This is a genomic window from Moraxella nasovis (assembly GCF_022701215.1).
Lineage (GTDB): Bacteria > Pseudomonadota > Gammaproteobacteria > Pseudomonadales > Moraxellaceae > Moraxella > Moraxella nasovis.
Genome location: NZ_CP089976.1, coordinates 1,035,981 through 1,059,305, shown reverse-complemented (window position 1 = coordinate 1,059,305; position 23,325 = coordinate 1,035,981). Strand labels below are relative to the sequence as shown.

Genomic DNA, 23,325 nt, shown 5'->3' with positions numbered 1-23,325 from the left:
TTTTGAGCAACAGGTAGTTGTTTGGCAATTAATTTAACTTGACTTTTCATGATAAAATCCTTATTACTAAAAGTTAATGTTAAATGTACCCAAATGATTTATTTACATAATATATTATGTAATATTATTTCGGTACGGTTTAAATATGTTATTTTTCAAAATTTTGTCAATATATTTTTTAAATATAAATGTAACAAAATATTTCAAACACAATCAACCTTTTTTTCAAATAAAAAATGCAAGCTCAAACTTGCATTTTCAAATCACGCCTAGTCGCTCACACCCAATCTCTATCTACTTCATCACCGCCAGATAGACGAGTTACGAGCACTTGGTCAATTTTAAAATGGTCAATGTCCACCACTTCAAATTTAAAATTTTCGTGCATGACAAAATCAGCAGGTCTTGGGATTTTGCGTAAGCGGTACATGATAAAGCCTGCCAAGGTCTCATAATGATCCCAATCGGCAAAATCAGCCACGTCCAAAGCGTGCTTGACATCATCAATGGGCGTGCTACCATCAATGAGCCACGAGCTTTCATCACGGCGGATAATCTGTTGGTCTTCATCAGTAGGGGCAACCCAATCGCCCATCACCGTCATCATGATGTCTGATAGCGTGATGATGCCGACCACCCAAGCGTATTCGTTGATGACCACGGCGAACTTTTCTTTGCTGGCACGAAATTTATCCAATAGCTCTGAGAGTGTCAGCGTATCAGGAATAATCAGCACATTGCGGATAACGCTTTCGTTGAGCTGAACGAATGATTGGTTATTGAGCAATCTGACCAAAATGTCCTTCGTATCCACATAACCGATGACCTGATCAACATTGGTATTACACACCAAGAATTTGGAATACGGATAATCAGCAATCTTTTGGCGGATATTCTCTTCGCTCTCATCTAAGGTAAAAAATACCACATCTTCACGCACTGTCATTGATGATGGCACGGTACGCTCTTCTAATTCAAAGACATTCTCAATAAAATGCTGTTCTTGTTGCAAGACCACGCCTGCCTCTGCCCCTGCGTCCACGATGGCAGACACATCATCAAAGGTGATGTTATCTTCTCTGGTGGTATTGATTTTAAAAAGACGAAAGGTCAGATTGGCAAGACCGTTAATCACCCACACCAAAGGCTTGATGATTTTGATGACCATCAGCACAGGCTCAATGACCATCAAAGCGATTTTTTCAGGGTTAATCATCGCAATGCGTTTGGGGATAAGGTCGGCATACAAGATAAACAGCAATGTAACCACCACAAAAGACGTAAAAAATGCGATGTTATCTAGCCACACGCCTTGATAAAAATGCCCAATAAAATCGGCAAAATAAGGACGCAAAGCCCCTTCACCCACCGAACCGCCCAAGATGGCGACTGCATTTAATCCAATTTGCGAAGTGGCGAAAAAGTCAGCAGAATGCTCCTGCAGACGCATGATTTTCTCGGCACGCTTGTCGCCACCTTCCAAGATGAGTTTTAGCTTAATTTTGCGAGCCCCTGCCAAGGCAATCTCAGAAATAGAGAAAAAACTTGATACCAAAATCAGCAGAGCGATCATAGCAAGGTTAAAAAATAAGTCCACAACGTTTCTCGTTGGTTTACGTTTAATTAAAATAAATACAACATCATAAGTACATCATGCCATAAGCGACACTAAGATACAATAATCTTAATCGCTATCATCAGGCATCATAACAGACCTAAAAATCAATCAGATTTTGGCTGACAGTCCACCACTTGTCCTTTTACACCGCTTGCTAAGTCTGTCATCAAATACACATAGGCAGGCATAATCTCATCGGGCGTTTTTAGTGTCATCGGATTTTCGCCAGGAAATGCGTGAGCTCTCATATTGGTTCTGGTTGCTCCTGGATTGATACAGTTAAATCTTAATGCTGTATGCTTAGATGTCTCTTGGGTAAATATATCGCTCATGCCTTCAATACCCTGCTTAGAAAGCGAATACGCCCCCCAAAATGCACGGGGTTTTGCCACGCCACTACTTGTAAAGACCACAGATGCTGATGGCGATGCTTTTAGTAGGTCCATCATAGCTTGGGTTAGCATAAATACTGCTGTCAGATTCACGCGCATCACCTCCTCAAAGGTAATCGGATCATACATCTCAAGCGGTGTTAACGCCCCCAAAACGCCTGCGTTATGCAAGATACCATCTAGTCTACCGAATTCTTTGTTAATTAAGATTGCCAGCTCTTGCATTTGTGCAAAGCTTGCTTTTGCCAAATCCATCGGTAAAATTGCTGGCAAAGCAAGTCCTAGGCTTTCAATTTCATCATATACAGCCTCTAGCTTGCTTTGGGTTTTACCAAGCAGTAGTACGGTTGCACCGCATTTGGCATAAGTTAAAGCAGCTGTCTTGCCAATACCATCACCTGCTCCTGTAACTAGGATGATTTTATCTTTTAGACTATCGGCTGTCGGTATAAAACTGCGAATTTGGTCGTGGTTTTTCATCGTATTTTATTCCTGTTTTTAGGTTCGCTTTAGCATTAGGCATAAACCTGTTAGGCTAAGCATACTTAGTTTCATATCAAGTTGTCGTACGCTCAAAAGCAGTATCAAACCCTTATATGTAAGATAAAATCATATCAACTAAATCCTTTGGCGTATCCACCACGATGTCTGCTTGCCATGCTTGTAGATTTGCCTTATCATCAGCAGACAAATAGCCATATTTTACCGCCACTGTTAGCATATTTGCAGCATTACCTGCTTGAATATCTCGAAGGTGGTCTCCCACATAAATACAGTCTTTGGCAGCGATATTTAGGGCGTTACACGCTAAAAACATCGGCTCTGGGCTAGGCTTGGTATGCTCAACATCATCAGGACAAACAAGCACAGCACAACGCTTGGATAAATTTAACCGATCTAATAAAGTCTGTGCCAAATAGCGTGGCTTATTTGTTACAATTCCCCAAGGGATCGACCGCTGCTCAAGCGTGGTAAGCAGTTCATCTAAACCCTCAAATAGCCGACTATCCACGCAGATATCTGCCTCATACAAATCCAAAAACTCTTGGCGATAGGCGGCAAGCTTATCATCATTAAAGTCTGCTGTATTACCAAACATCAGCTGCACCATCGCGCGGCTACCTGCAGATACTTGTTCACGAATCTGTGAATCTAAAGGACAAGGATAATCATACTTATCGCACATCAGGCGAATAATACGAATAAAATCGCTCGCTGTATCAATTAGCGTACCATCTAAGTCAAATAAAACCGCTTTTTTAGTATCCATGGCTTCATCTCAAGGCTTGACAAACGCCATCATATAATTGACATCAACATTGCGGTTTGACAGCCAATAATGGCGAGTTAAAGGATTATAATGCAGTCCTGTCATATCTGCACGCTTAAAGCCTGCATGAGTTGCCATTGTGTCAAGCTCGGCAGGCGTGATAAACTTATGCCAGTCGTGCGTGCCTTTATCAACAAGGCGTAGTATGTATTCTGCACCCACGATAGCGAACAGATAGGATTTTTTGTTGCGGTTTAAGGTGGATAAGATGCACACGCCATTTGGCTTAAGTAAATCAAAACACGCCTGAACAATCGCACTAGGGTCTGGCACATGCTCTAGCATTTCCATACACGTTACAACATCGTACTGCTCTGCTTGCTCAGCAGCTAACACCTCTACTGGCACACAGCGAAAATCTAACACATCACTCATGCTGGTCTTATCAGCATAAATCTTAGCCGCCTGAAGGTTGGCATCGCCTAAGTCTGCACCCAATACGTTTGCTCCACGCACTGCCATTGAATGCGATAAAATACCACCCCCACAGCCGACATCCAGCACTTTTTTACCGCCTAATCCTGTGCCAAAATGCTCTTTAACACAATCTTCAATCCAGTTTAAACGCAGTGGGTTAATGTCGTGCAATGATTTAAATGCACCATTTTTGTCCCACCACTCATCAGCTAGGCGAGTAAATTTTCCAATTTCTTCAAAATCTGCGTTTTGGGCGTGTGTACTCATGTGTATTCCAAATTAATGTTAGCCAAATAAGCAATTATCTTACCATTTTCAGCATTTTTTTACTACCAATTACCCAATCGGTCTCAAATTCAAGCAACTTATTTCCACATTTTGGCAAGATACCTAAACATTTTCAAACACTTATTGGGGTGAATTTTTACCAAAAATAAGGTAAATTATGCTATTATTAATTATACGTAATTTGTTATATATTCGCCTACCTATTGTTGTAAGGAAAAAATAATGAAAAAATACGCCCTAAAACTTGCCGCTGCTGCTGCTTTTACTGGTTTTTGTACTTTAGCATCTGCCGCCACTTTCACCGAAGGCAAGGACTACACCGTATCCCCAAACCCTGAAAACATCGCAGGCGACGTTATTGTTGTGCGTGAATTTTTTTGGTATGGCTGCCCGCATTGTTATGCATTAGAGCCACACATGCAAAAATGGGCAAAAACCCGTGCTAAGGACGTTGCATTTTTCCAAACACCTGCTGCCATGAATCCTATGTGGGAAGTGGGTGCTCGTGGCTTTTATACCGCACAGCAGCTTGGTGTTTTGCATAAGACGCACCAAGACTTATTTGACACCATTCATAAAGATGGCGAGCGTGTGGAACAGTCCCAAGAATCGCTTGGCAACTGGTATGCCAAGCAAGGGGTGGATAAAGCGAAGTTTAATGACCTTTATAATTCTTTTGCTGTATCGACCAAAGTGGAACGCTCCAAACAAAGTGCCATGCGTCATCGCTTAACAGGTGTGCCTGCGGTGGTTGTTCATGGTAAATACATCGTCAATGGCGAAGACGAAAAAGTACCCCAAGTGGTTGATTTTCTAGTAGAAAAGGTTCGAGCTGAGAAAAAATAATCCCACCAATCAAAAAGCCTGCTAAATGCAGGCTTTTTTATGATTAGATTGATAAAATCGCCACTTCTTTAATATAACTTTCAAAATCCGCCACGCTTTCAGCAAGCAGATCATCATCTGCTAAGTGCTTGGCATATTCAATCCAAAGAAGCAGCTGATAAATACTGTTAAACTCACTGGCGTTAAACTGCTTTACAAACTGCTTAATCGTGCTTTCGTCTTCTAGGCTTAGGCGAGTCAGCCATGTTTGGATTTTAGCGATTTGGGGAGCACTAAAGGTCATCTCAAATAACGCTTGGGTTAAGGTGTGTCGATCTTCTTCAACGATAAGCTTGCCCACACGCTTGATTTGGCGATTCTTAGCAGCAGCAGACGTGATGCTTGCCAATTGATCCAGCTCATCTAAGAAAAACTCACTCACAGGCAGGTTTGCTTGCTGTTTTTTAGACAGCATGGCAAGTGGTGTTGTCAGTGCTTGTAAGCGGTCATGGGCTTTTTTAGTTTCGGTGCGAGAGACTCGCATATCAATTTTAGACCAATCAATATTCATAGCTTTCCTTAAATATTTTATACTACCAATGTCTTTTTTCACGGTGCTTATTTGTAATTAGCATATTACTTGGCAAGCTTGTTTTTAGCATTTTTGCCACATATTCGCTGACATATACCGAGCGGTGCTTGCCCCCTGTGCAGCCGATGGCGATGGTTACAGTGTGGCGATTGTTGTGTAAAAACTGCGGCAACCATTTCGCTAAAAACTCTCCCACGTCTTTTGCCATGTCATCCACCTCAGGGTACTGGTTAAAAAATGCTTGAACATCCATGTCTAGACCTGTTTGGGGACGCAGTTTGGCCTGCCAATGCGGATTAGGTAATATTCGCACATCAAACACAAAATCAGCGTCAATGGGCGTGCCATATTTAAAACCAAACGATAATACATTTACCGTAACGACACTATCTACACCCAAGTGATTACGGACTTGCTCTTTTAATTCGTGGGTATTTAGGCTGCTTGTATCAATCTTAATATCAGCTCGATCGGCAATCGGTTCAAGCATGATAACTTCATGGGCGATGGCATTTGGTAAGTTGTGCTTTGTGTTCATCAAAGGATGCACACGTCTTGTCGCCCCAAAACGTGCCACAAGCACGCCTTCTTGGGCGGTTACATACAGTACTTGCACCGTGAACTCGCCATACTCTGCCACAAGTGCGTCATGCACTTTGCCAAATCCAGAAAGCTCCGACTGCGGCGCTCTGACATCTACCCCTAAAGCGATTTTTTGGATATTACCATCTTTGGTCAGCTTATGCACCGCATCAAGAATCAGCGATAATGGCAGATTGTCAATGACATAGTAGCCAAAATCTTCTAGTATGTTTAGTACAGACGTTTTACCAGAACCTGAACGCCCTGATACGATGACAATCTGGGTCATTGGCACGCTCGGTCAAATTCTACATTGTCAAGCAGACGTGTTTTGCCTAAAAAACATGCCGTTAAAATCACAAGATTTTTATCAGTTTTGCTGGGTTTTTGTAATTTTTGATTTAATACTTGTAAATAATCCACCCTAAATTGATTACCACTTAGAACATCAATCGCTTGTTTAATTAAGGTGTCAAAATCGTTAAAATCAGCGATTGTTAATTGTTTTGCCAACTTGCTTAAGGTTTTTTGTAAAAATGGGGCGTGCCTGCTTTGGCTGTCGGTCAAATACCCATTCCTAGAAGACAGTGCCAAACCATCTTCACGGCGTACAATGTCGCCACCGATAATGTCAATGCCGAAATTTAGCTCGTCATTTAATTGGCGGATAATGGCAAGCTGTTGGTAGTCTTTTTTGCCAAATACCGCCACATCAGGGCGAACAATGTTAAAAAGTTTGCTTACAACTAAACCTACACCATCAAAATGCGTGGGGCGAGTTTTGGCACACAAAATTTGGCTAATATCACCTGACAATACCTGTACGTTGGGCGGATAAGTAGGATACATCTCGTCCACGCTTGGAGCAAAAACCACATCAACCAGTCCGTCAAGCTGTGCCACATCAGCGTCTAGCGTGCGTGGATAGCTGTCAAAGTCTTCGCCTATGCCAAATTGTGTAGGATTGACAAAAATACTCACCACCACAATATCAGCGTGGCTACGAGCGATTTTAACAAGCGATAAATGCCCTTGGTGTAAATTACCCATAGTTGGCACAAGTGCAATTTTTTGGCTTTTTAGTGATTTTAGGTAATCTTGTAACTGTTTAATGGTGTGATAAATTTTCATAATATCCCAAATTTAACCAAGAAAACAACGTCTTAAACCGCTTCTAAACTGATAATAAGAGCAGTCTAAAAACTGTGTTCAGCTGTTGGAAAGGTTTTATTTTTAACCGCCATATGATAATTTTTAAATGCTCCTACGATGTCGTGCGTTTCGTTGTCTTTATCACTTAAAAAGTCTTTGACAAATTTGGCAGGTTTGCGGGTATAAACGCCAAGCATATCATGCATCACCAGCACTTGTCCGTCCGTATCCACGCCTGCCCCAATGCCAATCACAGGCACAGGTACGCTGTCGGTGACCGCTTTGGCAAGCCCACTTGGCACACACTCTAGCAGTAGCATACTTGCCCCTGCTTGCACTAATTTTTGACAGTCATCGAGCAGTTTTTGAGCCTCGTCATCGGTTTTGCCTTGAACTTTATATCCGCCAAGCACATTAACAGATTGCGGTGTCAAACCTAAATGCACACACACAGGTACGCCATTATTTGAAAGCACCGAAACAATGTCGCACAGCTCGCTACCACCTTCAATTTTCACCATATTTGCCCCTGCCTGCATGACCGCAAGACTAGCTTCAATCGCTCGATCAAGCGTGGCAACGCTCATAAACGGCAAATCGCTGATGATTAGGGCGTGATTATTAGCACGAGCGACATTTGCCGTATGATATGTCATATCGGCGACCGTAACAGGTAAGGTAGATGACTTGCCTTGCACCACCATACCAAGACTGTCACCAATCAAAATCGTATCAATGTCAGCGGTCTGCATGGCTGCTGCAAAACTTGCGTCATAACAAGTTAGACAGCTAAATTTCTCGCCGTTGGCTTTAAACTTTTGTAAGGTGGATAAAGTAATCGGCATTTTAGGTTTTTGTTCTGTAGATAGATAGCTCATAAAAATTTCTGCATTTAAGGGTTATTTGATAAGTAAGTGTAAAACTAATAAACTCAAGCCAATCTTAAGCAAGCTTCGTCAGTCCAGATAAGTCGTTTGCCCACAGCTCATCTGCAATCTTTTTGCCATTAATCGTTAAGCATGGATTAAGCTCAGCGAGTGGTACAAGCACAAAATTACGTTCAAAAAGATAAGCGTGTGGCACGGTTAATCTGTCGTTTTGGATCGTCTGATCGCCATAAAATAACACATCCACATCAAGCGAACGCTCACCCCAATGGCGTAATTTAACCCGACCTGCATTTTTTTCTAGCTGTTGGCAGACATCAAGCAATGCCAATGGCGATAAATCTGTCTTAGCAGATAACACAGCGTTAATAAAGTCAGGCTGATCAACCACCCCAAATGGCTTAGAAGCATACAGTGATGACAGCTGTACATCACAAAAATGCTCGTTATCACAAAGCGTATCTGCCACCGCCATAATATGGCTAGCAGGATCGCCAAGATCGTTTGTAATATTCCCACCTAGCCCCAGATATATCTGCTCCCATGTACTCATGTCGCCCACCTAATCTGTCGCTTTTGGCTTAGCATTAGGCTTGCGTTTACGCCGTGGTTTGCTCTTTTGGTCTGCCGTCTTAGTTTCGGTCTTAGTCTTAGTCTCAATCTTTGTCTTAGCTAGTTGATTTGGTTTAGCTGTGGGTTTATTAGCCCTAGGCACTCTGGCTTGTCTGGTGGACTTTTTAGGCTCTTTAGATGTAGCAGGCACTTGTTGGGTCATGCCACTTTCACGCTCTTTGACCGATAAAGAAGATGACGGCTTACGCTTACGCAAGCGACTGCTTGGAATATAAGGCTCATCATTATTAAGCAGCTTTAAAAAGTCATCTTCAGTGTACGCCACCACCTCAAAGGCGGGTAATGCCACTTCTGGCTGGCGTAGCTTTGGTTTTTGTGGCATTTGGTGCGATTCAAGCAGCTCGTTGACACCTTCGACCACAAAGAGTGGCTCTGGCTTATCTGATGGCTTATCTTCACCCAAAGACAGCTGTTGCAACTGGTGCAATTCAGCCTTATCTTCTGTTTTGCGTTTTTTGCGGCGTTTGGTTGGCACATCACCTGTCGCCAGCTCATCGATCATACGCTCACGATTTAGCTCATCTGTCTCTTGGTAGGCTTGCCACCAAGCTGCCATGCCATTGGTCGGCTCTGATAACGGATGATCATCAAACTGCTCACGCAGTACCAAAAAGTCAAATGCCGCCCGAAACTTTGGCATTTTTTCTAAGACTGCGATTTGTTTGACACGGGGATTTACAAGCTTAGCCTGCATAATCCAGATTTGTGAGATAAATTCTTCGGCAAACCTAGGGATAGCTGTCTTAACTCTTTGGGCGTCCACCGCTTTTGCACTCGCCTTAAGCTGAGCTTCGTAAAATGGCAGACCTTTTTTCTTAAATTTTGCCAAATGATATAGGTAGTTTTCCCACAAAAGCACCGCATAAAAAAATGCAGGATTTAAAGTCTTACCCTCATCAACGCGTCTGTCTGAATTGATGGCAACTTGAGTGCTAAGCTTTGATGGCTCTTGGGCGGCATAAGCCATTAGGCTAGACATCGCTCCATATTTATACAATAAAGGCAAAAGTGGTGTCAGATAGCCGCCTGTGAACATCTTTTGGGTTTCATCGTATAATCTGTGTGCAGACACCTGCTCAAGCAAAGCCCAATTGTCGCCATGAAACTGCTTTGATAACGTTTTATCAAAATCAAATCCCAACTTCGCCTTAAATCGTAAAGCGCGAAGCAGACGCACAGGGTCTTCTTCTACACGCAGCTTGGCATCTCCAAGCAGTCTTAGACGTTTTTGCTTAATATCTTGTAATGCCCCACAAAAATCAAGCACCTCGCCTTTGATGGGATTATAATACAGTGCATTAATCGAAAAATCCCGTCTGATAAAGTCCTCTTCAATCGTCCCCCACACATTATCACGGGTAATCATACCATCATCTGTGGTGTGCGTGTCGTCCTTAGGCGCAGCTCGAAACGTCGCCACCTCTATCATCTCACGACCGCTGTACACATGGGCAAGCTGAAAGCGTCTGCCGATAATACGGCAACGACCGCCAAATATCGCCTTAATCTCATGCGGGCGAGCATTGGTTACTGCATCGAAGTCTTTTGGGGCAAGCCCAAGCAAGCTATCACGCACACCGCCTCCGACGATATAAGCATCAAAGCCTGCTTTGATAAGCGTACCAACCACTTCCACAATGCTGTGCGGCAAAGCATTGCGTTTTAGCCCAAGGGCAGCAGCATCATGAATCACAGGGCTGACTTTTTTGGAATTTTTTCTAGATTTAGCTGGCGTTCTTGCCATGCCTGTCTCCGCTTATTTTGTGATAAATAACCCACTATTTTAACCTTTATTAATAAAAAAAGCGAATTTGTTTTTGGTCATTACTCCCAAATAAACCAAGTACCATACTTAGTCTAGCACCGTTAAGCGATGTTTATTTTTCTCAAAAGTTGCCTGACCGACGCCTTTTACTTGGGTAATATCTTGGATTGTCTGAAAATTACCCACCGTCTGCCGATACTGCACGATGGCTTTCGCAGTCTTTACACCCACGCCTGTCAGGCTAAGAAAGTCGGCAGCAGTAGCGGTGTTGATATTAATACGATTTGCCAACTTTTGGGTCTGTGTGTGATGAGTCATCATCGCTTGATAGGCAATCTGCGGATCAGCATAGCACTGATTAGCATAAGCAACATGGGTGTACAGTCCCAGCACGCATAAGAGTAGTTTACTGCTTTTCATATGCTTTAGCTTTATCCCAAAGGCTATCCATTTCTGCCAAATCGCTGTCTTTAAAATCTTTGCCTTGGCTTAATAAACTTGTCTCTATATAAGCAAACCTACGGCGAAACTTGGCATTCGCCCCATGCAGTGCCATCTCCGCATCAATGCCCAAATGCCGTGCCACATTACTTAGCACAAACAGCACATCGCCAAGCTCATCGCTGATTTTGTCTTTTTGTGATTTATCCAATTGCTCGGTTTGATAAGCAAAATCACCACTTGGCAATTCATCTTTAAACTCGTCCATCTCTTCGGACAATTTATCCAACACGCCTTGCAGATTGTCCCAGTCAAAGCCGACCGTGCTTGCTTGTTTTGTTAAGTTTTGGGCGGTATTAAGTGCCGTACCTGCCTTAACATCGCTAAGCAAGCGTTTGGGTTTGCCTTGATTTTCAATCGCCTTAATCTCGTCCCAACGGCGTTTGACATCGTCATCGGTTATTAGGTTTTCTTTGTCAAAGACGTGCGGGTGTCGTCTGATGAGTTTTTCTTGTAAATGATAAATCACATCACCCATATCAAACCGCCCCTGCTCATTATATAAATGAGCATGAAAAATCACCTGCAGTAGCACATCGCCAAGCTCACCTTTTAACTCATTGGTTGCGTAAGCACTGCCATCATCTGCCCCAATTGCCTCTATCAGCTCAAACACTTCTTCAATGGCGTATTTTTGTAGGCTGTTATTGGTTTGTTTTTTATCCCAAGGACACTCTTGTCTTAAGGTCGCCATTAAAGCTAATAAATCATTAAAATTATCGGTTGGGGTCATCACGATTACACCAAAAATAAAACCCATTATAACAAGATAATGGGTTTTTTATAAAAATTTCATGCAGTTTCAGTCAATTTAGCCACAAATCACTGTGCCAAATCCGCAAACAGTGCCGTAGACAAATACCGCTCGCCTGATGATGGGATAATAACCACGATGGTTTTACCAGCGTTTTCTTCTCGGCTTGCCACTTGTAAGGCTGACCAAACTGCCGCCCCTGCTGAGATACCCACCAAAATCCCTTCCTCACTTGCCATACGCCGTGAAGTGGCAAAAGCGTCTTCGGTGCTAACAGTGATCACTTCATCATAAATTTTGGTGTTTAAGATACTTGGCACAAAGCCTGGGGCTAAGCCTTGTAATTTATGAGCACCTTTTTCGCCGCCACTAAAGACAGGTGAGTCGGCTGGCTCAACGGCGATGATTTGAATGTCAGGGTTTTTATCTTTTAATACCTCACCCACGCCTGTAATCGTACCGCCTGTGCCAATACCTGCCACAACAATATCCACCTTGCCATCTGTATCTTCCCAAATCTCAAGGGCGGTAGTTTCACGGTGGATTTTGGGATTGGCAAGGTTGTCAAATTGACGTGGCATAAAATAGCCATCTTGTGCTGCCAATTCATCAGCTTTGGCAATCGCCCCACCCATACCCTCTGACGCAGGTGTTAATACGAGCTCTGCTCCATAAGCTTTTAATAACGTACGACGCTCAAGACTCATACTCTCAGGCATAGTAATAACAAGGCGATAACCACGAGCTGCTGCTACCATCGCAAGCCCGATACCTGTGTTGCCAGATGTCGCCTCCACAATGGTATCGCCTGCCTTTAACTTGCCTGATTTTTCTGCCTCATTTATCATGGATAAAGCAATGCGGTCTTTAACCGAGCTTGCAGGATTAAAATACTCAAGCTTGGCAAGTACGTCCGCCTTAGCACCTTTGGTGAGCGTGTGTAGCTTGACCAAAGGGGTGTTGCCGATTAAATCGGTGATGTTGTTTGCAATGTTCATAATTACTCCGATGGTAATTTATTGATGAATGTATTGTAATAAAGTCGAATGTATTGTAATAAAGTCAGTTGATGAAGTTTTAAATCAAATGCTACTATTATTATGCTATTTTGGAATATATTGCCCATAAAGTCAATCATCATCTGACCACATAAATCACCAAATAAGTCTCTCAGATTTGTGGTGGATTTATGCTACAATGCAAATCAAGTTTATTTATACTTTATACTTTTTGGGAACAATCATGCCAAACTTTAACCCCATAGCCATCACCTGCTTTAAGGCGTATGACGTGCGTGGCGAGCTTAATATCAACCTAGATGAGACGATAGCCTACCGCATTGGACGAGCATTCGCTCAGATTTTATCTGTGCAAAGTGACAAGCCAAATCCTGTCATCGTCATTGGTAGTGATATTCGCCCTTCAAGCCAAAGCCTAAAAACTGCCGCCATAGATGGCATAACTGACGCAGGGGTTGATGTTATCGATCTTGGCATGACAGGCACCGAAGAGGTGTATTTTGCCACCAGTCATCATAACGCCATTGGTGGTATTGAAGTTACAGCAAGCCATAATCCCATTAACTTTAACGGCTTAAAAATGGTGCGTGAAAACTCTCGCCCTATCTCAGCAGATACAGGCTTAAAACAGATTCAAGCCTTAGCCGAGTCAGGGGCATTTACCACACACACCAAAGGTAAAACTGTGCTAATGAGCGATAAAACCGCCTATATTGATAAGCTTATGAGTTTTATTGATACCAAAAACTTTACCCCAAAAACCATCGTCATTAACAGTGGTAATGGCTCGGCAGGCCCTGTGGTGGATGCGTTACAAAAGCGACTGTCAGACACGCCTATTAAGCTGATTAAAATCCATCACAAGCCTGATGGCACATTTCCAAACGGCATTCCCAACCCCATGATTATCGCCAACCAAAAATCCACCGCTGATGCGGTTGTCGCTCATCAGGCGGATTTTGGCGTGGCGTTTGATGGCGATTTTGATCGCTGTTTTTTGTTTGATGAATCTGGACGATTTATTGATGGATCATATGTCGTTGGTATGCTGGCTCAGGCTTTCTTAGATAAAGTGCCAAACTCAGGCATCACCTACGACCCAAGGGTAGTGTATAACACAGAACACGTCATCGCCAAAAATAACGGCAAAGCAAACCTAAGTAAGTCAGGACATTCTTTTATTAAGCAAGTCATGCGTCAAACGGCTAGTATTTATGGCGGGGAAATGTCGGCTCATCACTATTTTAAGGACTTTTTTTATTGCGACAGCGGTATGATACCTTGGCTTTTGGTTGCCGAACTGCTTTCAACAACAGGCAAAAGCCTATCAGAACTTGTAGACGGCTACCTAAATGACTTTCCAAGCTCAGGCGAGCTTAATTTTAAACTCAGTGATGTAACTGCCGATGAAATCGCCCAACACTTAAAAGCCAAATTCATCTCACTAAACCCACAAGAAAACACACTTGATGGCACAAGCCTTGACTTTGGTGAATGGCGATTTAACTTGCGTTCAAGCAATACCGAACCCCTAATTCGCCTAAACATTGAGACCAAAGGCGATAAGGCTCTGCTTGCCCAAAGAACTGATGAAATCTTAGCAGTACTGTATGAATGCGGTGCTGTGCGATCTGATAGTTAGATATACCAAGTGAAGATAGTTTGTCTATCTTCAGTCTATCTTCACTTAAATAAGACCCTATTATAGTTACCATAAAAGCGATTCACCCATGATAGCGGTGCTTTGATGTCATGCATCACATAACTTTTTAAATCTGCGGTAAACCCATAAGCAAGATGCTAAACAACTACTTTTTAGGTGGCGATAGTTATTTAGGTAAATCTAATATGTTTCACATGGAACATGAAGCAATTAACAGCGTTTTCTTATTTTTTTCTTATCTTTGACGTACCACTTCCCATAATACCATGCCTGTCGCCACAGAAACGTTTAAACTCTGCGGACGGTTTGGGTTATCTGTCATTGGAATATAGACGAGCGTATCGCACAGTTCTGTGGTTAGTCGCCTCATACCTTCGCCTTCTGAACCCATGATAATTGCTACTTTTCCACCAAAATCACACGCCTGCAAGGGCTTGGCGGTGTCGTCTAATGCTGTACCAAAGACGAATACGCCCGCTTTTTTTAGTTTCTCAAGGCATCTTGCTAAGTTTGTCACCTCAATAACAGGTACACTCTCCACCCCTCCGACAGACACCTTGGCAACTGTCGGCGTTAGCCCAACACTGCCGTGGCGTGGCACAATCACCGCTGATACACCCATCACTGCTGCCGTCCTTAAGCACGCACCAAAATTATGTGGATCGGTAATCTGATCAAGCACCAAAAATAACGCATCATCAGCATCCATCATATCATCAAGTAACGCCTCATCTGCCATCGCTTGCATGCGAGCAGATAATACTACGCCCTGATGCTGCGTACTGCCACACAACTCTGTTAGGCTGTCTTTTTGGGCAATTTGCACTGACACGCCTACTGATTTGGCAAGGGCGATAATGGCGTCGTGATTGTTATTAGAATTGTTATCATAATTTTGTACAAACAGTGCCAACGCATCTTCTGGGCGATTCTGCAAGATGGCTTTAACAGCGTGCGTTCCGTAGAAATTTGGGGTGGTTTTTTTGGCTTTTTGGGGTCGGGTGTTGATGGATTTTGGGTTGTGGTGCGGTGCTTTATTAGTGGGTTTTCGTTGGCGGTTTTTCATGAAACATTCCTAAACTAGGCAAAAAAGTGCTGTGCGATGAGTGCAAGCAAACACAGATGAGATTAAAGCAGTATTGTGGCAAATTGTCAAAGCATTGTAAAGCTTAGAAAATTATCCAAAATCATTGCCAAATGCTCATAAATTCATTATGATAACTCATTTGACCATTAATTATCCCTATTTGAGAGAGTCATGCTTGCGTCTTTAACCTTGACAAATTTTGCACTCATTGCACAGCACGAAATCAATTTTGACGCACGGTTTAATGTCATCACAGGCGAAACTGGTGCGGGCAAGTCATTAATTTTAGACGCATTATCACTATGTGCAGGTGGTCGTGCCGATGCTGGGCTTGTCAGACACGGCACAGATGAAGCGTGCGTGTTTGGTGAGTTTGACATCACAGGTAATGACGCTGTCAGTGCGTGGTTTGCCGAACATGAGCGTCCATTAGAAGAAGACACTTTACTGATTCGCCGTAAAATAAGCCAGCAAGGTCGCTCAAAATCATGGATTAATGGCACGCCTGCTAGTATTAGTGAACTAAAATCACTTGGGGCAATTTTGGTGAATATCCACTCACAGCACGCAGGACTTGAGCTGCTAAAGCCCCAATTTGTCATTGACTGGCTAGACACGGTCAGTGGCTTATCTGAGCTTAAAAACACCACAAAACAAGCCTATCACGATTGGCAAACCCTAAAAACCAAAGCGCTAAATGCAAAGAACCAATCTGCCCAAAGGCTTGATCGTATCGCCTTACTCCAAGCTAAAATCACCGACATTGAGCCGCTGCTTAAGGTAAATTTTGATGATATTGAAAGCGAATATGACGAGCTGTCAAACCTTGAAAGCCTAATGACAGAAGCGATGAGTGCAGCAAACCATCTTGATAATGACAGCGATGAGCCTAGCGTGTCAAGCCTACTTGCTCGTGCTATTAAGATTTGCGACAGCCAAAGCGATAAAAGTAAAGTGTTTAGCGAGTGCGGTACGCTTTTAGCTTTGGCATTTGAGCAAATTAACGATGCTGCCGCTAAGCTTGCTGACTATGCCGAACAGTCTTTACCTGACGAAGAAAGACTTAATGAGCTAAATGAACTTATCAGCCTAGCACACAGATTATCTGGCAAATACCACGCCCCTGTGAGCGAGTTACTCCAAGACGCCAGTACGTGGCAAGATGAGTTGGACGAGCTTATCGCCATTCCTGATGATGACGTACTTCAGGCGAAAGTTACCGAAAGCTATGAGCAGTATCTAACGCACGCTCGCAAGCTTGATGCTGCACGCCAAAAGCACGCACCGACCATCTGCGAGACGCTAGAATTACTGTTATCGCCTTTGGCACTGCCTAATGCCAAATGTGAATTTGACTTTAGCCAAAAACCAAGCAGTCAGTACAACCAGCATGGACTTTATGATGTTGCCTTACTATTTAGTGCTAACGTTGGCATGCCCACCCAGCCTTTACATAAAGTCGCCTCTGGCGGTGAATTATCTCGTATCGCCTTAGTGATGCAGGTCATGACAACTGACAGTCAGCATAAAGTTCGTCCGACGCTGATTTTTGATGAAGTGGATGTCGGAATATCAGGGGGGACAGCCCAAGTGGTTGGCGAGCTTTTGCGTAATCTTGGGGAGCATCAGCAGTTATTTGCCATCACACACCAAGCCCAAGTCGCTGCTGCTGCCCATCAGCACATCTTAGTGCATAAAGAGCATGGCGAGCAGACGACCAGTACCATGAGTATCATCACAGGCGAAGCCCAAGTCGATGAGCTGGCTCGTATGTCTGGCGGCGTACACATCACAGAAGCCACAAAAGCTCACGCCAGAAGCCTGTTGGGGGATATTTGTAATTTACCAAAATCAACACAGTCTAAACAAACCTGATGCCAAAACAAAAACTTACACATCACTTTTTAATCGCAAGTCCGCAGATAAATGATGCACTGTTCTTAGGAACACTCATCTATGTGGTTCGGCACACTGATGAAATCAGTTGGGGATTTATCATTAACCGTGCCATCGATGATATGACTATAGGCAATCTTATGGATAATCTTGGGCTGTCATGCACTCCAAACCACTCCCAAACTGCTGTCATGCACGGTGGCCCTGTACGCCCAGAGGCAGGCTATATTTTGCACACAGGACAGCCTGACTATCGCTATTCTCTTGTCGTTGACGAAAACATCTGCCTAACCACAAGCCAAGATGTTCTTGAGGCGATCTGCGAGGGATCTGTATCGCATTTTTTGCTATGTCTTGGGTTTTGTCATTGGCATAAAGGTCAGCTTGATAAACAGATTGCGAACGGCGACTGGCTCATCTGCCCTGCCGACTTACAAATTTTATTTGGCACACCGCTTGATCAAAAATACCAAAAAGCTTGCGATAAAATAGGCATTAATCCGCAATTACTCGCCCCTGCTACAGGACACGCCTAATGACAAAGCCCAAACTGATCTTAGCCTTAGACTTTGGTATAAAAAAAATGGGTATGGCACTTGGTAATAGTCTTACCTGTGATGCTAGAGCTTTTGACATCTTAGCGATGAATAATGGGCAGCCTGATTGGGATAATCTACTTGGCATTATTGACAGCTGGCAAATTGACATCGTCGTCGTGGGACTTCCCTTAAATATGGACGGAACAGACAGCATGATTACCAAGCGGGCACATAAATTTGCTCGCAGACTATCTCATCGTCTAGGCGAACGTAAAAGCTACACCAAAGTCTTTACTTATGACGAACGCCTTAGCTCAAAACAAGCTCGGCAAATCGCCTGGGATAATGGCTGGATTCGCCATGAAAGCGATCCAATAGATGATATTGCAGCTTGTGTCTTGCTTGATGGGTATTTTGGCGACACTAAGCTTGCCACTTACATCGGCAATTACCACGACCAAGACACGAAAGGTAAGCTATGAATCATCTTTTAATCCGTCATATTACAGATGCGATCCGCTTTGCTAATATCAGTATTTTCCTTGGTATTATGGCGATTGGTAGTTTTTTTATTTTAGGAACGCTTGCCAGTCTTAACGCCTTTAAAGACAGCATGGGTGTGTATTTGGCATTTCATTATTTACCTTATGTACTCGTTGGTCTAAGCATTCCCATCAGCTTATATCATGTGTTTTTACTTGGGCGTTATCATATTATCCAAAAGTCAATCCTACGCCTAATACTAGGGGTAGGCATAGGATTATTTGGTTTTACGCTTGCTGTATTTATCGCACAAGGCAGTAGTATTGTATTTTTTATGAGCTTATTTTTGACAATGATTGCATGGTTTGGTATGCCATTTGTGTTTCGTGTTAATTTTAAGCGATTTTTGACATTTTTAACCCATTCATCAAAACAAACAGACCATCATGACTAATCACACCATCAACCACCATCTTGACACCACAGGACTTATCTGCCCAGAGCCTGTCATGCTACTTCATAAGACCATTCGTCAGGCAGTAGCAGGGGACGTTATAGAAATTCTTGCCACAGATCCTGCCACCACTCGAGATATTCCCAATTTTTGTCGGCATTTGGGGCATACACTAATCTTAGAGCAAACATGTGACGATGGCAGTTATCGTTATCTAATCGCCAAAAAATCATGAGCCAGACCCGTGCCAAGACACCCCGTCAGCCCACCATCGCACACGCAGATGACGACCCCATCTATCTGACAGAATTTCGCACTGCCATGCTTGCTCGTGGGCTTAGCGTCCATACTCGTAACGCTTATATGCGTGATTTACGCTTATGCCTTAATACTTCAAGCACACCATTAACAACGTGGGGTGAGGCACAAGTACAGCACTGCCTAAAATCCATGATGCAGCTTGGCAAGTCTGTTCGTACTCAAGCAAGAATTTTATCAAGCTTAAGGCAGTTTTTCTTATGGCAAATTGGCAATGGCGGACGAGACGATAACCCCTGCGAGCACATAAAAGCCCCAAAAACTGGCTCATCCTTACCAAAAACCCTATCTGAAGACGATGTCACTTGTCTGTTGGATGCACCTGACATCAGCACAGTGCTTGGGCTGCGTGATAAGGCGATGTTAGAAGTGCTGTATGCCTGTGGTCTGCGTGTATCAGAGCTGATAAATATCTCCCTAGAGCAGCTTAATTTAAATGCAGGCTGGCTACAAATCACAGGTAAGGGCAATAAAACCAGACTTGTGCCACTTGGCGAATTTGCCATCACTGCCATAGAAAACTACATGCTACACAGACGAACACTGCTGCCAGATGGTAGAAACGACTGCCAAGCGGTTTTTTTAACCGCACAAGGTGGCTATATGACACGGCATAACTTTTGGCATATGATTAAAAAATACGCTCGCATCGCCAACATCACGAGTGACATCTCGCCACATACACTGCGTCATGCCTTTGCTACTCATCTTATTAATCACGGAGCAGACTTACGCAGTGTGCAGTTATTATTAGGCCACAGCAACCTATCCACCACACAGATCTATACACACGTCGCCACCACACGCCTGCAAAACCTACATAAACAGCACCACCCTAGAGGCTGATGATCTTGTTTATCTTAAGGGTTGGCAGGTGTCAAAAAATGTGTTAATTTTGATTTACCTTACTCATCAGGATTATTCCAATGACCACCCTAGCACAACTACAAGCCATGACCACCATTGTCGCTGATACAGGTAACTTAGATGCCATCGAGCGACTAAAACCGATAGATGCCACCACCAACCCAAGCCTAATTACTCAAGTGCTTAGCCTACCAGAATTTGAGCCGATACTAAAAGACAGCTTAAATAAACATCCCCACGACATCGATAAAGTCATTGACGATTTGACTGTTTTTATTGGAACAGAAATTTTAAAACGCATTGACGGGAAAGTTTCTACCGAGGTGGACGCACGACTTTCTTTTGATACCAAAGCAACTGTCAAAAAAGCTTTAGAGTTTATTAAAGCCTATGAAGAACAAGGCATTTGTAAAGATAGAGTGCTTATTAAGATTGCTTCCACATGGCAAGGCATTCAAGCAGGTAGGCAGCTTGAAAAGCAAGGCATTCACTGCAATTTAACACTTTTATTTGGACTGCATCAAGCTTATGCCTGTGCTGACGCTGGCATTACGTTAATCTCGCCGTTTGTGGGCAGGATTTTAGATTGGCAAAAACGCCACGAGAACCGTGAAACCATCCCAGTCACCGAGGATAAAGGTGTGCTTTCGGTTAAAGCGATTTATCAGTATTTTAAGCAGCACGACTACCGCACACAAATCATGGGAGCAAGCTTTCGCAACACAGACGAGATTTTGGCACTTGCAGGCTGCGACTTATTGACCATTTCACCTGATTTAATTGACAAGCTTGCTAAGATGGATGTCGCTGTCACTCGTCAGCTGTCGCCAAATGATGGCAGTGATTTACCAAAACAAATTTTGACCAAAGACGCTTTTGATGAACAGCTACAAAACGACGCCATGTCAACTGAACTTTTAACCAATGGCATTGACGGCTTTATTAAGGCTCGTGAAGCATTAGCAGATAGATTGCGTAGCTTGGCTCATTAAATTCGTAGCTTGATTTATTAAGCAGTCCTTTGCATAAGGTTTAGCCATGATAAATACGCCAAGTTGCCTTAGTTTTTGCTACAATATTTTTGTTACTATAATGAAGTTTTATAAAAACCCATGAATAAGCCTAACCCATAAGACTTACAGATGAGAATCGAACACAGGCGAAAAATGATAAGCTTTATTCAAAATATGTTTGGCAAACGGTTTGGTTTTCGTGCCGCTATCAAAACATACAAGCAAGCAAGCGGTTTTGTGTATTAGCGATTGACACATGATACCACTTCATAAACGTACTTTCACCAAAGTGTTCGGTAACAGCGATAAAGTTAAGCAAGAAAAACTCTCGCCGTCGCTATGATAGCCAAAAAATAAGGAAACTTACATGTCTAAATCTACATGGGCAAAGCTACTTTCAACCAATCGCTTTAAGATTGATAATGGCTGCGTCGTATCATCAACCACTCATGCCAGTCTTGATGGAGCGGACGTTTTACGGACGGATTTTCACATTGATTATGACCGTGTAGTCTTCTCAAGTGCCTTTCGTAGATTAGGACGTAAAACCCAAGTTCACCCTTTTGCCAAACACGACCACACGCATAACCGCTTAACTCACAGCGTGGAAGTGGCAAGTGTTGGGCGTAGTCTTGGTAATCATGTAGGCGTAAGGCTAGAGCAAGGCGGATTTTTACCAAAAGGCTACACCCCAAGCGACATTGGCACGGTGGTGCAAGTGGCGTGTTTGGCTCACGACCTTGGCAATCCACCATTTGGACATACAGGCGAAGAAGCGCTGCGAGCGTGGTGGCAAAAGGACGATAATGGACGGTTTTTGCAAGGCTTAACCGACGATGAAATCCGTGATGTAACCACCTATGAAGGCAACGCCATGAGTCTACGCACGCTGACTCGTCTTGAGATGTATCGGCATTTAGGCGGTATGCGTTTGACATCAGCAAGTCTTGGGACACTGCTCAAATACCCTTGGACAAGCTCACATCACCTAGCTTATGACAAGGGTAAATACAACATTTTACAGTCTGAATTACCATTAATTCAAAAAGTTGCTAGCGATTTAGGCTTAGTTTCGTTAGATGATAACCGCTGGGCAAGACACCCGCTGTCTTACTTGATGGAAGCGGCAGACGACATTTGTTATGCTTTACTGGATCTTGAAGATGCAGTGGAGCTTGATTTACTTAGCATGACAGAGTTTGAAAACATTTTGACCCACGTGGTAGATATTGACAATCTAAAATCCATCAACAACCCCATGCAAAGGCGTGGAGCGATGCGTGGAATTGCCATTGGTTACGCCATTCATGACATTGCCAATGCCTTTATGAAGCACCATGATGAGCTATTAACAGGTAAGTTTTCACACAAAGACTTGCTGGCAGTTAGTAGTAATAACGTACAAAACACCTTAGACAATGCCAAACAAATCGCCCAAGACAAAATTTTTCATCACCCAAGTAAAATTACCACCGAAATCGCAAGTTTTGGCTGCCTAGGTCTGCTGCTTGATTTATTTATCCCTGCAGTACACGCCAAAATCACAGGTCAACCACTCACGGTTAAAAACAATTTGACATTAAAGCTTATGAAAGATACACCCATTCGGGAGTATGATACCTTATACACAGGCTACATGAAAGTATTAGATTTTGTTGGTGGCATGACCGACAATCGTGCCGCCACACTTGCCAGAGAGCTATCAGGCGTAGGTATGATCTAATGCTACGCTTACCAAAAATTCGCCTGCCTTATGTGCTTGCCAAGCATTGTAAAAATAAGCCTATCAGCCGCTGTCTCACCTGTGGCGAAAAGTTACTGTGTCGTACGGTATTTGGTGATTATCTAAAGACCGATGACATTAGGATAATCGCCTGCCCTTATGTCTTTTGGCAATCAGACGATATCATCATCGCCCCTAATGGCAATCTGTATGTCCCAAAAAAGCATTATAAGGCAGATTATTCGGTGGAAAATACCACCTATCGCACCCTATTTATTCACGAGATGGCTCACGTTTTTCAGCACCAACAAGGGATTAACGTCTTATTAAAGGGGGCATTTTTACAATCGCTGCATTATCTTAGCCTTAAAAAATTTAATCCCTATCGCTACACATTGGATAAACAAAAAAGTTTTTGGGCGTATACTATCGAACAACAAGGCAAGATTTGTGAAGATATTTATTTAGGCAAACTAGATAATATCGTGTGTGAAAGGCAACCTAAACCGTATTTATAACAAGGAAAA

25 protein-coding genes are annotated in these 23,325 nt (G+C 43.1%); 11 read left to right on the top strand and 14 right to left on the bottom strand.

Features of this window, described 5'->3' with window-relative positions:
- Window positions 1–277: 277 nt before the first annotated feature.
- The 4 genes from paeA to ubiG all read right to left on the bottom strand — a co-directional run bounded on the left by paeA (window position 278) and on the right by ubiG (window position 4,024).
- Window positions 278–1,597 (bottom strand): polyamine export protein PaeA, encoded by a 1,320-nt coding sequence (gene paeA, locus LU293_RS05275; protein ID WP_242746029.1) that lies wholly within the window; start codon window positions 1,595–1,597, stop codon window positions 278–280.
- 125 nt (window positions 1,598–1,722) lie between these two features.
- Window positions 1,723–2,490 (bottom strand): YciK family oxidoreductase, encoded by a 768-nt coding sequence (locus LU293_RS05270; protein ID WP_242746026.1) that lies wholly within the window; start codon window positions 2,488–2,490, stop codon window positions 1,723–1,725.
- 112 nt (window positions 2,491–2,602) lie between these two features.
- Complete coding sequence (locus tag LU293_RS05265; protein ID WP_242746024.1) at window positions 2,603–3,280, bottom strand: HAD family hydrolase; 678 nt, start codon at window positions 3,278–3,280, stop codon at window positions 2,603–2,605.
- A gap of 9 nt (window positions 3,281–3,289) precedes the next feature.
- Window positions 3,290–4,024 (bottom strand): bifunctional 2-polyprenyl-6-hydroxyphenol methylase/3-demethylubiquinol 3-O-methyltransferase UbiG, encoded by a 735-nt coding sequence (gene ubiG, locus LU293_RS05260; RefSeq protein ID WP_242746022.1) that lies wholly within the window; start codon window positions 4,022–4,024, stop codon window positions 3,290–3,292.
- A gap of 243 nt (window positions 4,025–4,267) precedes the next feature.
- Between ubiG and LU293_RS05255 the strand changes: the two genes are divergently transcribed.
- Complete coding sequence (locus LU293_RS05255) at window positions 4,268–4,891, top strand: thiol:disulfide interchange protein DsbA/DsbL (RefSeq protein ID WP_242746020.1); 624 nt, start codon at window positions 4,268–4,270, stop codon at window positions 4,889–4,891.
- Between the two features lie 43 nt (window positions 4,892–4,934).
- On the opposite strand, the gene yjgA is transcribed toward LU293_RS05255, so the two are convergent.
- The 9 genes from yjgA to cysK all read right to left on the bottom strand — a co-directional run bounded on the left by yjgA (window position 4,935) and on the right by cysK (window position 12,734).
- Entirely contained in the window at window positions 4,935–5,441 is a 507-nt protein-coding gene (gene yjgA / locus LU293_RS05250) for a ribosome biogenesis factor YjgA (protein WP_242746018.1), read from the bottom strand.
- 22 nt (window positions 5,442–5,463) lie between these two features.
- Entirely contained in the window at window positions 5,464–6,333 is an 870-nt protein-coding gene (gene rapZ / locus LU293_RS05245; protein ID WP_242746016.1) for an RNase adapter RapZ, read from the bottom strand.
- Window positions 6,330–7,175 (bottom strand): pantoate--beta-alanine ligase, encoded by an 846-nt coding sequence (gene panC, locus LU293_RS05240; protein ID WP_242746014.1) that lies wholly within the window; start codon window positions 7,173–7,175, stop codon window positions 6,330–6,332. Before panC ends, rapZ begins: the two co-directional genes overlap by 4 nt.
- A gap of 65 nt (window positions 7,176–7,240) precedes the next feature.
- Window positions 7,241–8,074 (bottom strand): 3-methyl-2-oxobutanoate hydroxymethyltransferase, encoded by an 834-nt coding sequence (gene panB, locus LU293_RS05235; RefSeq protein WP_242746012.1) that lies wholly within the window; start codon window positions 8,072–8,074, stop codon window positions 7,241–7,243.
- Between the two features lie 64 nt (window positions 8,075–8,138).
- Window positions 8,139–8,636, bottom strand: a complete 498-nt coding sequence (folK, locus tag LU293_RS05230) for a 2-amino-4-hydroxy-6-hydroxymethyldihydropteridine diphosphokinase (protein ID WP_242746011.1) — start codon at window positions 8,634–8,636, stop codon at window positions 8,139–8,141.
- Between the two features lie 9 nt (window positions 8,637–8,645).
- Entirely contained in the window at window positions 8,646–10,460 is a 1,815-nt protein-coding gene (pcnB, locus tag LU293_RS05225; RefSeq protein ID WP_242746008.1) for a polynucleotide adenylyltransferase PcnB, read from the bottom strand.
- 108 nt (window positions 10,461–10,568) lie between these two features.
- Entirely contained in the window at window positions 10,569–10,901 is a 333-nt protein-coding gene (locus tag LU293_RS05220) for a ComEA family DNA-binding protein (RefSeq protein WP_242746006.1), read from the bottom strand.
- Window positions 10,888–11,715: a nucleoside triphosphate pyrophosphohydrolase gene (gene mazG, locus LU293_RS05215; protein ID WP_242749674.1), complete on the bottom strand. Its 828-nt coding sequence runs from the start codon at window positions 11,713–11,715 to the stop codon at window positions 10,888–10,890. Before mazG ends, LU293_RS05220 begins: the two co-directional genes overlap by 14 nt.
- Before the next feature lie 89 nt (window positions 11,716–11,804).
- Window positions 11,805–12,734, bottom strand: coding sequence for a cysteine synthase A (gene cysK, locus LU293_RS05210; protein WP_242746005.1), 930 nt, complete (start codon window positions 12,732–12,734; stop codon window positions 11,805–11,807).
- A 244-nt stretch (window positions 12,735–12,978) separates the two neighbouring features.
- Between cysK and LU293_RS05205 the strand changes: the two genes are divergently transcribed.
- Window positions 12,979–14,397 carry a phosphohexomutase domain-containing protein gene (locus LU293_RS05205; protein ID WP_242746004.1) on the top strand — a complete coding sequence of 473 codons (1,419 nt, stop codon included), beginning with the start codon at window positions 12,979–12,981 and terminating at the stop codon, window positions 14,395–14,397.
- Between the two features lie 256 nt (window positions 14,398–14,653).
- On the opposite strand, the gene rlmB is transcribed toward LU293_RS05205, so the two are convergent.
- Window positions 14,654–15,484 (bottom strand): 23S rRNA (guanosine(2251)-2'-O)-methyltransferase RlmB, encoded by an 831-nt coding sequence (gene rlmB, locus LU293_RS05200; RefSeq protein WP_242746003.1) that lies wholly within the window; start codon window positions 15,482–15,484, stop codon window positions 14,654–14,656.
- A gap of 192 nt (window positions 15,485–15,676) precedes the next feature.
- Between rlmB and recN the strand changes: the two genes are divergently transcribed.
- The 9 genes from recN (at window position 15,677) to LU293_RS05155 (ending at window position 23,316) form a co-directional block, all read left to right on the top strand.
- Window positions 15,677–17,380 (top strand): DNA repair protein RecN, encoded by a 1,704-nt coding sequence (gene recN, locus LU293_RS05195; protein WP_242746002.1) that lies wholly within the window; start codon window positions 15,677–15,679, stop codon window positions 17,378–17,380.
- Window positions 17,380–17,937, top strand: coding sequence for a YqgE/AlgH family protein (locus LU293_RS05190; protein WP_242746000.1), 558 nt, complete (start codon window positions 17,380–17,382; stop codon window positions 17,935–17,937). The genes recN and LU293_RS05190 overlap by 1 nt, the downstream gene beginning before the upstream one ends.
- Window positions 17,937–18,422, top strand: a complete 486-nt coding sequence (gene ruvX / locus LU293_RS05185) for a Holliday junction resolvase RuvX (protein ID WP_242745998.1) — start codon at window positions 17,937–17,939, stop codon at window positions 18,420–18,422. The genes LU293_RS05190 and ruvX overlap by 1 nt, the downstream gene beginning before the upstream one ends.
- Complete coding sequence (locus tag LU293_RS05180) at window positions 18,419–18,877, top strand: hypothetical protein (RefSeq protein WP_242745995.1); 459 nt, start codon at window positions 18,419–18,421, stop codon at window positions 18,875–18,877. Before ruvX ends, LU293_RS05180 begins: the two co-directional genes overlap by 4 nt.
- Window positions 18,870–19,112, top strand: coding sequence for a sulfurtransferase TusA (gene tusA / locus LU293_RS05175; protein ID WP_242745993.1), 243 nt, complete (start codon window positions 18,870–18,872; stop codon window positions 19,110–19,112). Before LU293_RS05180 ends, tusA begins: the two co-directional genes overlap by 8 nt.
- Entirely contained in the window at window positions 19,109–20,041 is a 933-nt protein-coding gene (gene xerD / locus LU293_RS05170) for a site-specific tyrosine recombinase XerD (protein ID WP_242745990.1), read from the top strand. The genes tusA and xerD overlap by 4 nt, the downstream gene beginning before the upstream one ends.
- 80 nt (window positions 20,042–20,121) lie before the next feature.
- Window positions 20,122–21,054: a transaldolase gene (locus tag LU293_RS05165; protein ID WP_242745987.1), complete on the top strand. Its 933-nt coding sequence runs from the start codon at window positions 20,122–20,124 to the stop codon at window positions 21,052–21,054.
- Between the two features lie 388 nt (window positions 21,055–21,442).
- Window positions 21,443–22,798, top strand: coding sequence for a deoxyguanosinetriphosphate triphosphohydrolase (locus LU293_RS05160; RefSeq protein WP_242745985.1), 1,356 nt, complete (start codon window positions 21,443–21,445; stop codon window positions 22,796–22,798).
- Window positions 22,798–23,316, top strand: a complete 519-nt coding sequence (locus LU293_RS05155) for a hypothetical protein (RefSeq protein WP_242745983.1) — start codon at window positions 22,798–22,800, stop codon at window positions 23,314–23,316. Before LU293_RS05160 ends, LU293_RS05155 begins: the two co-directional genes overlap by 1 nt.
- The last annotated feature ends 9 nt before the right edge of the window (window positions 23,317–23,325 follow it).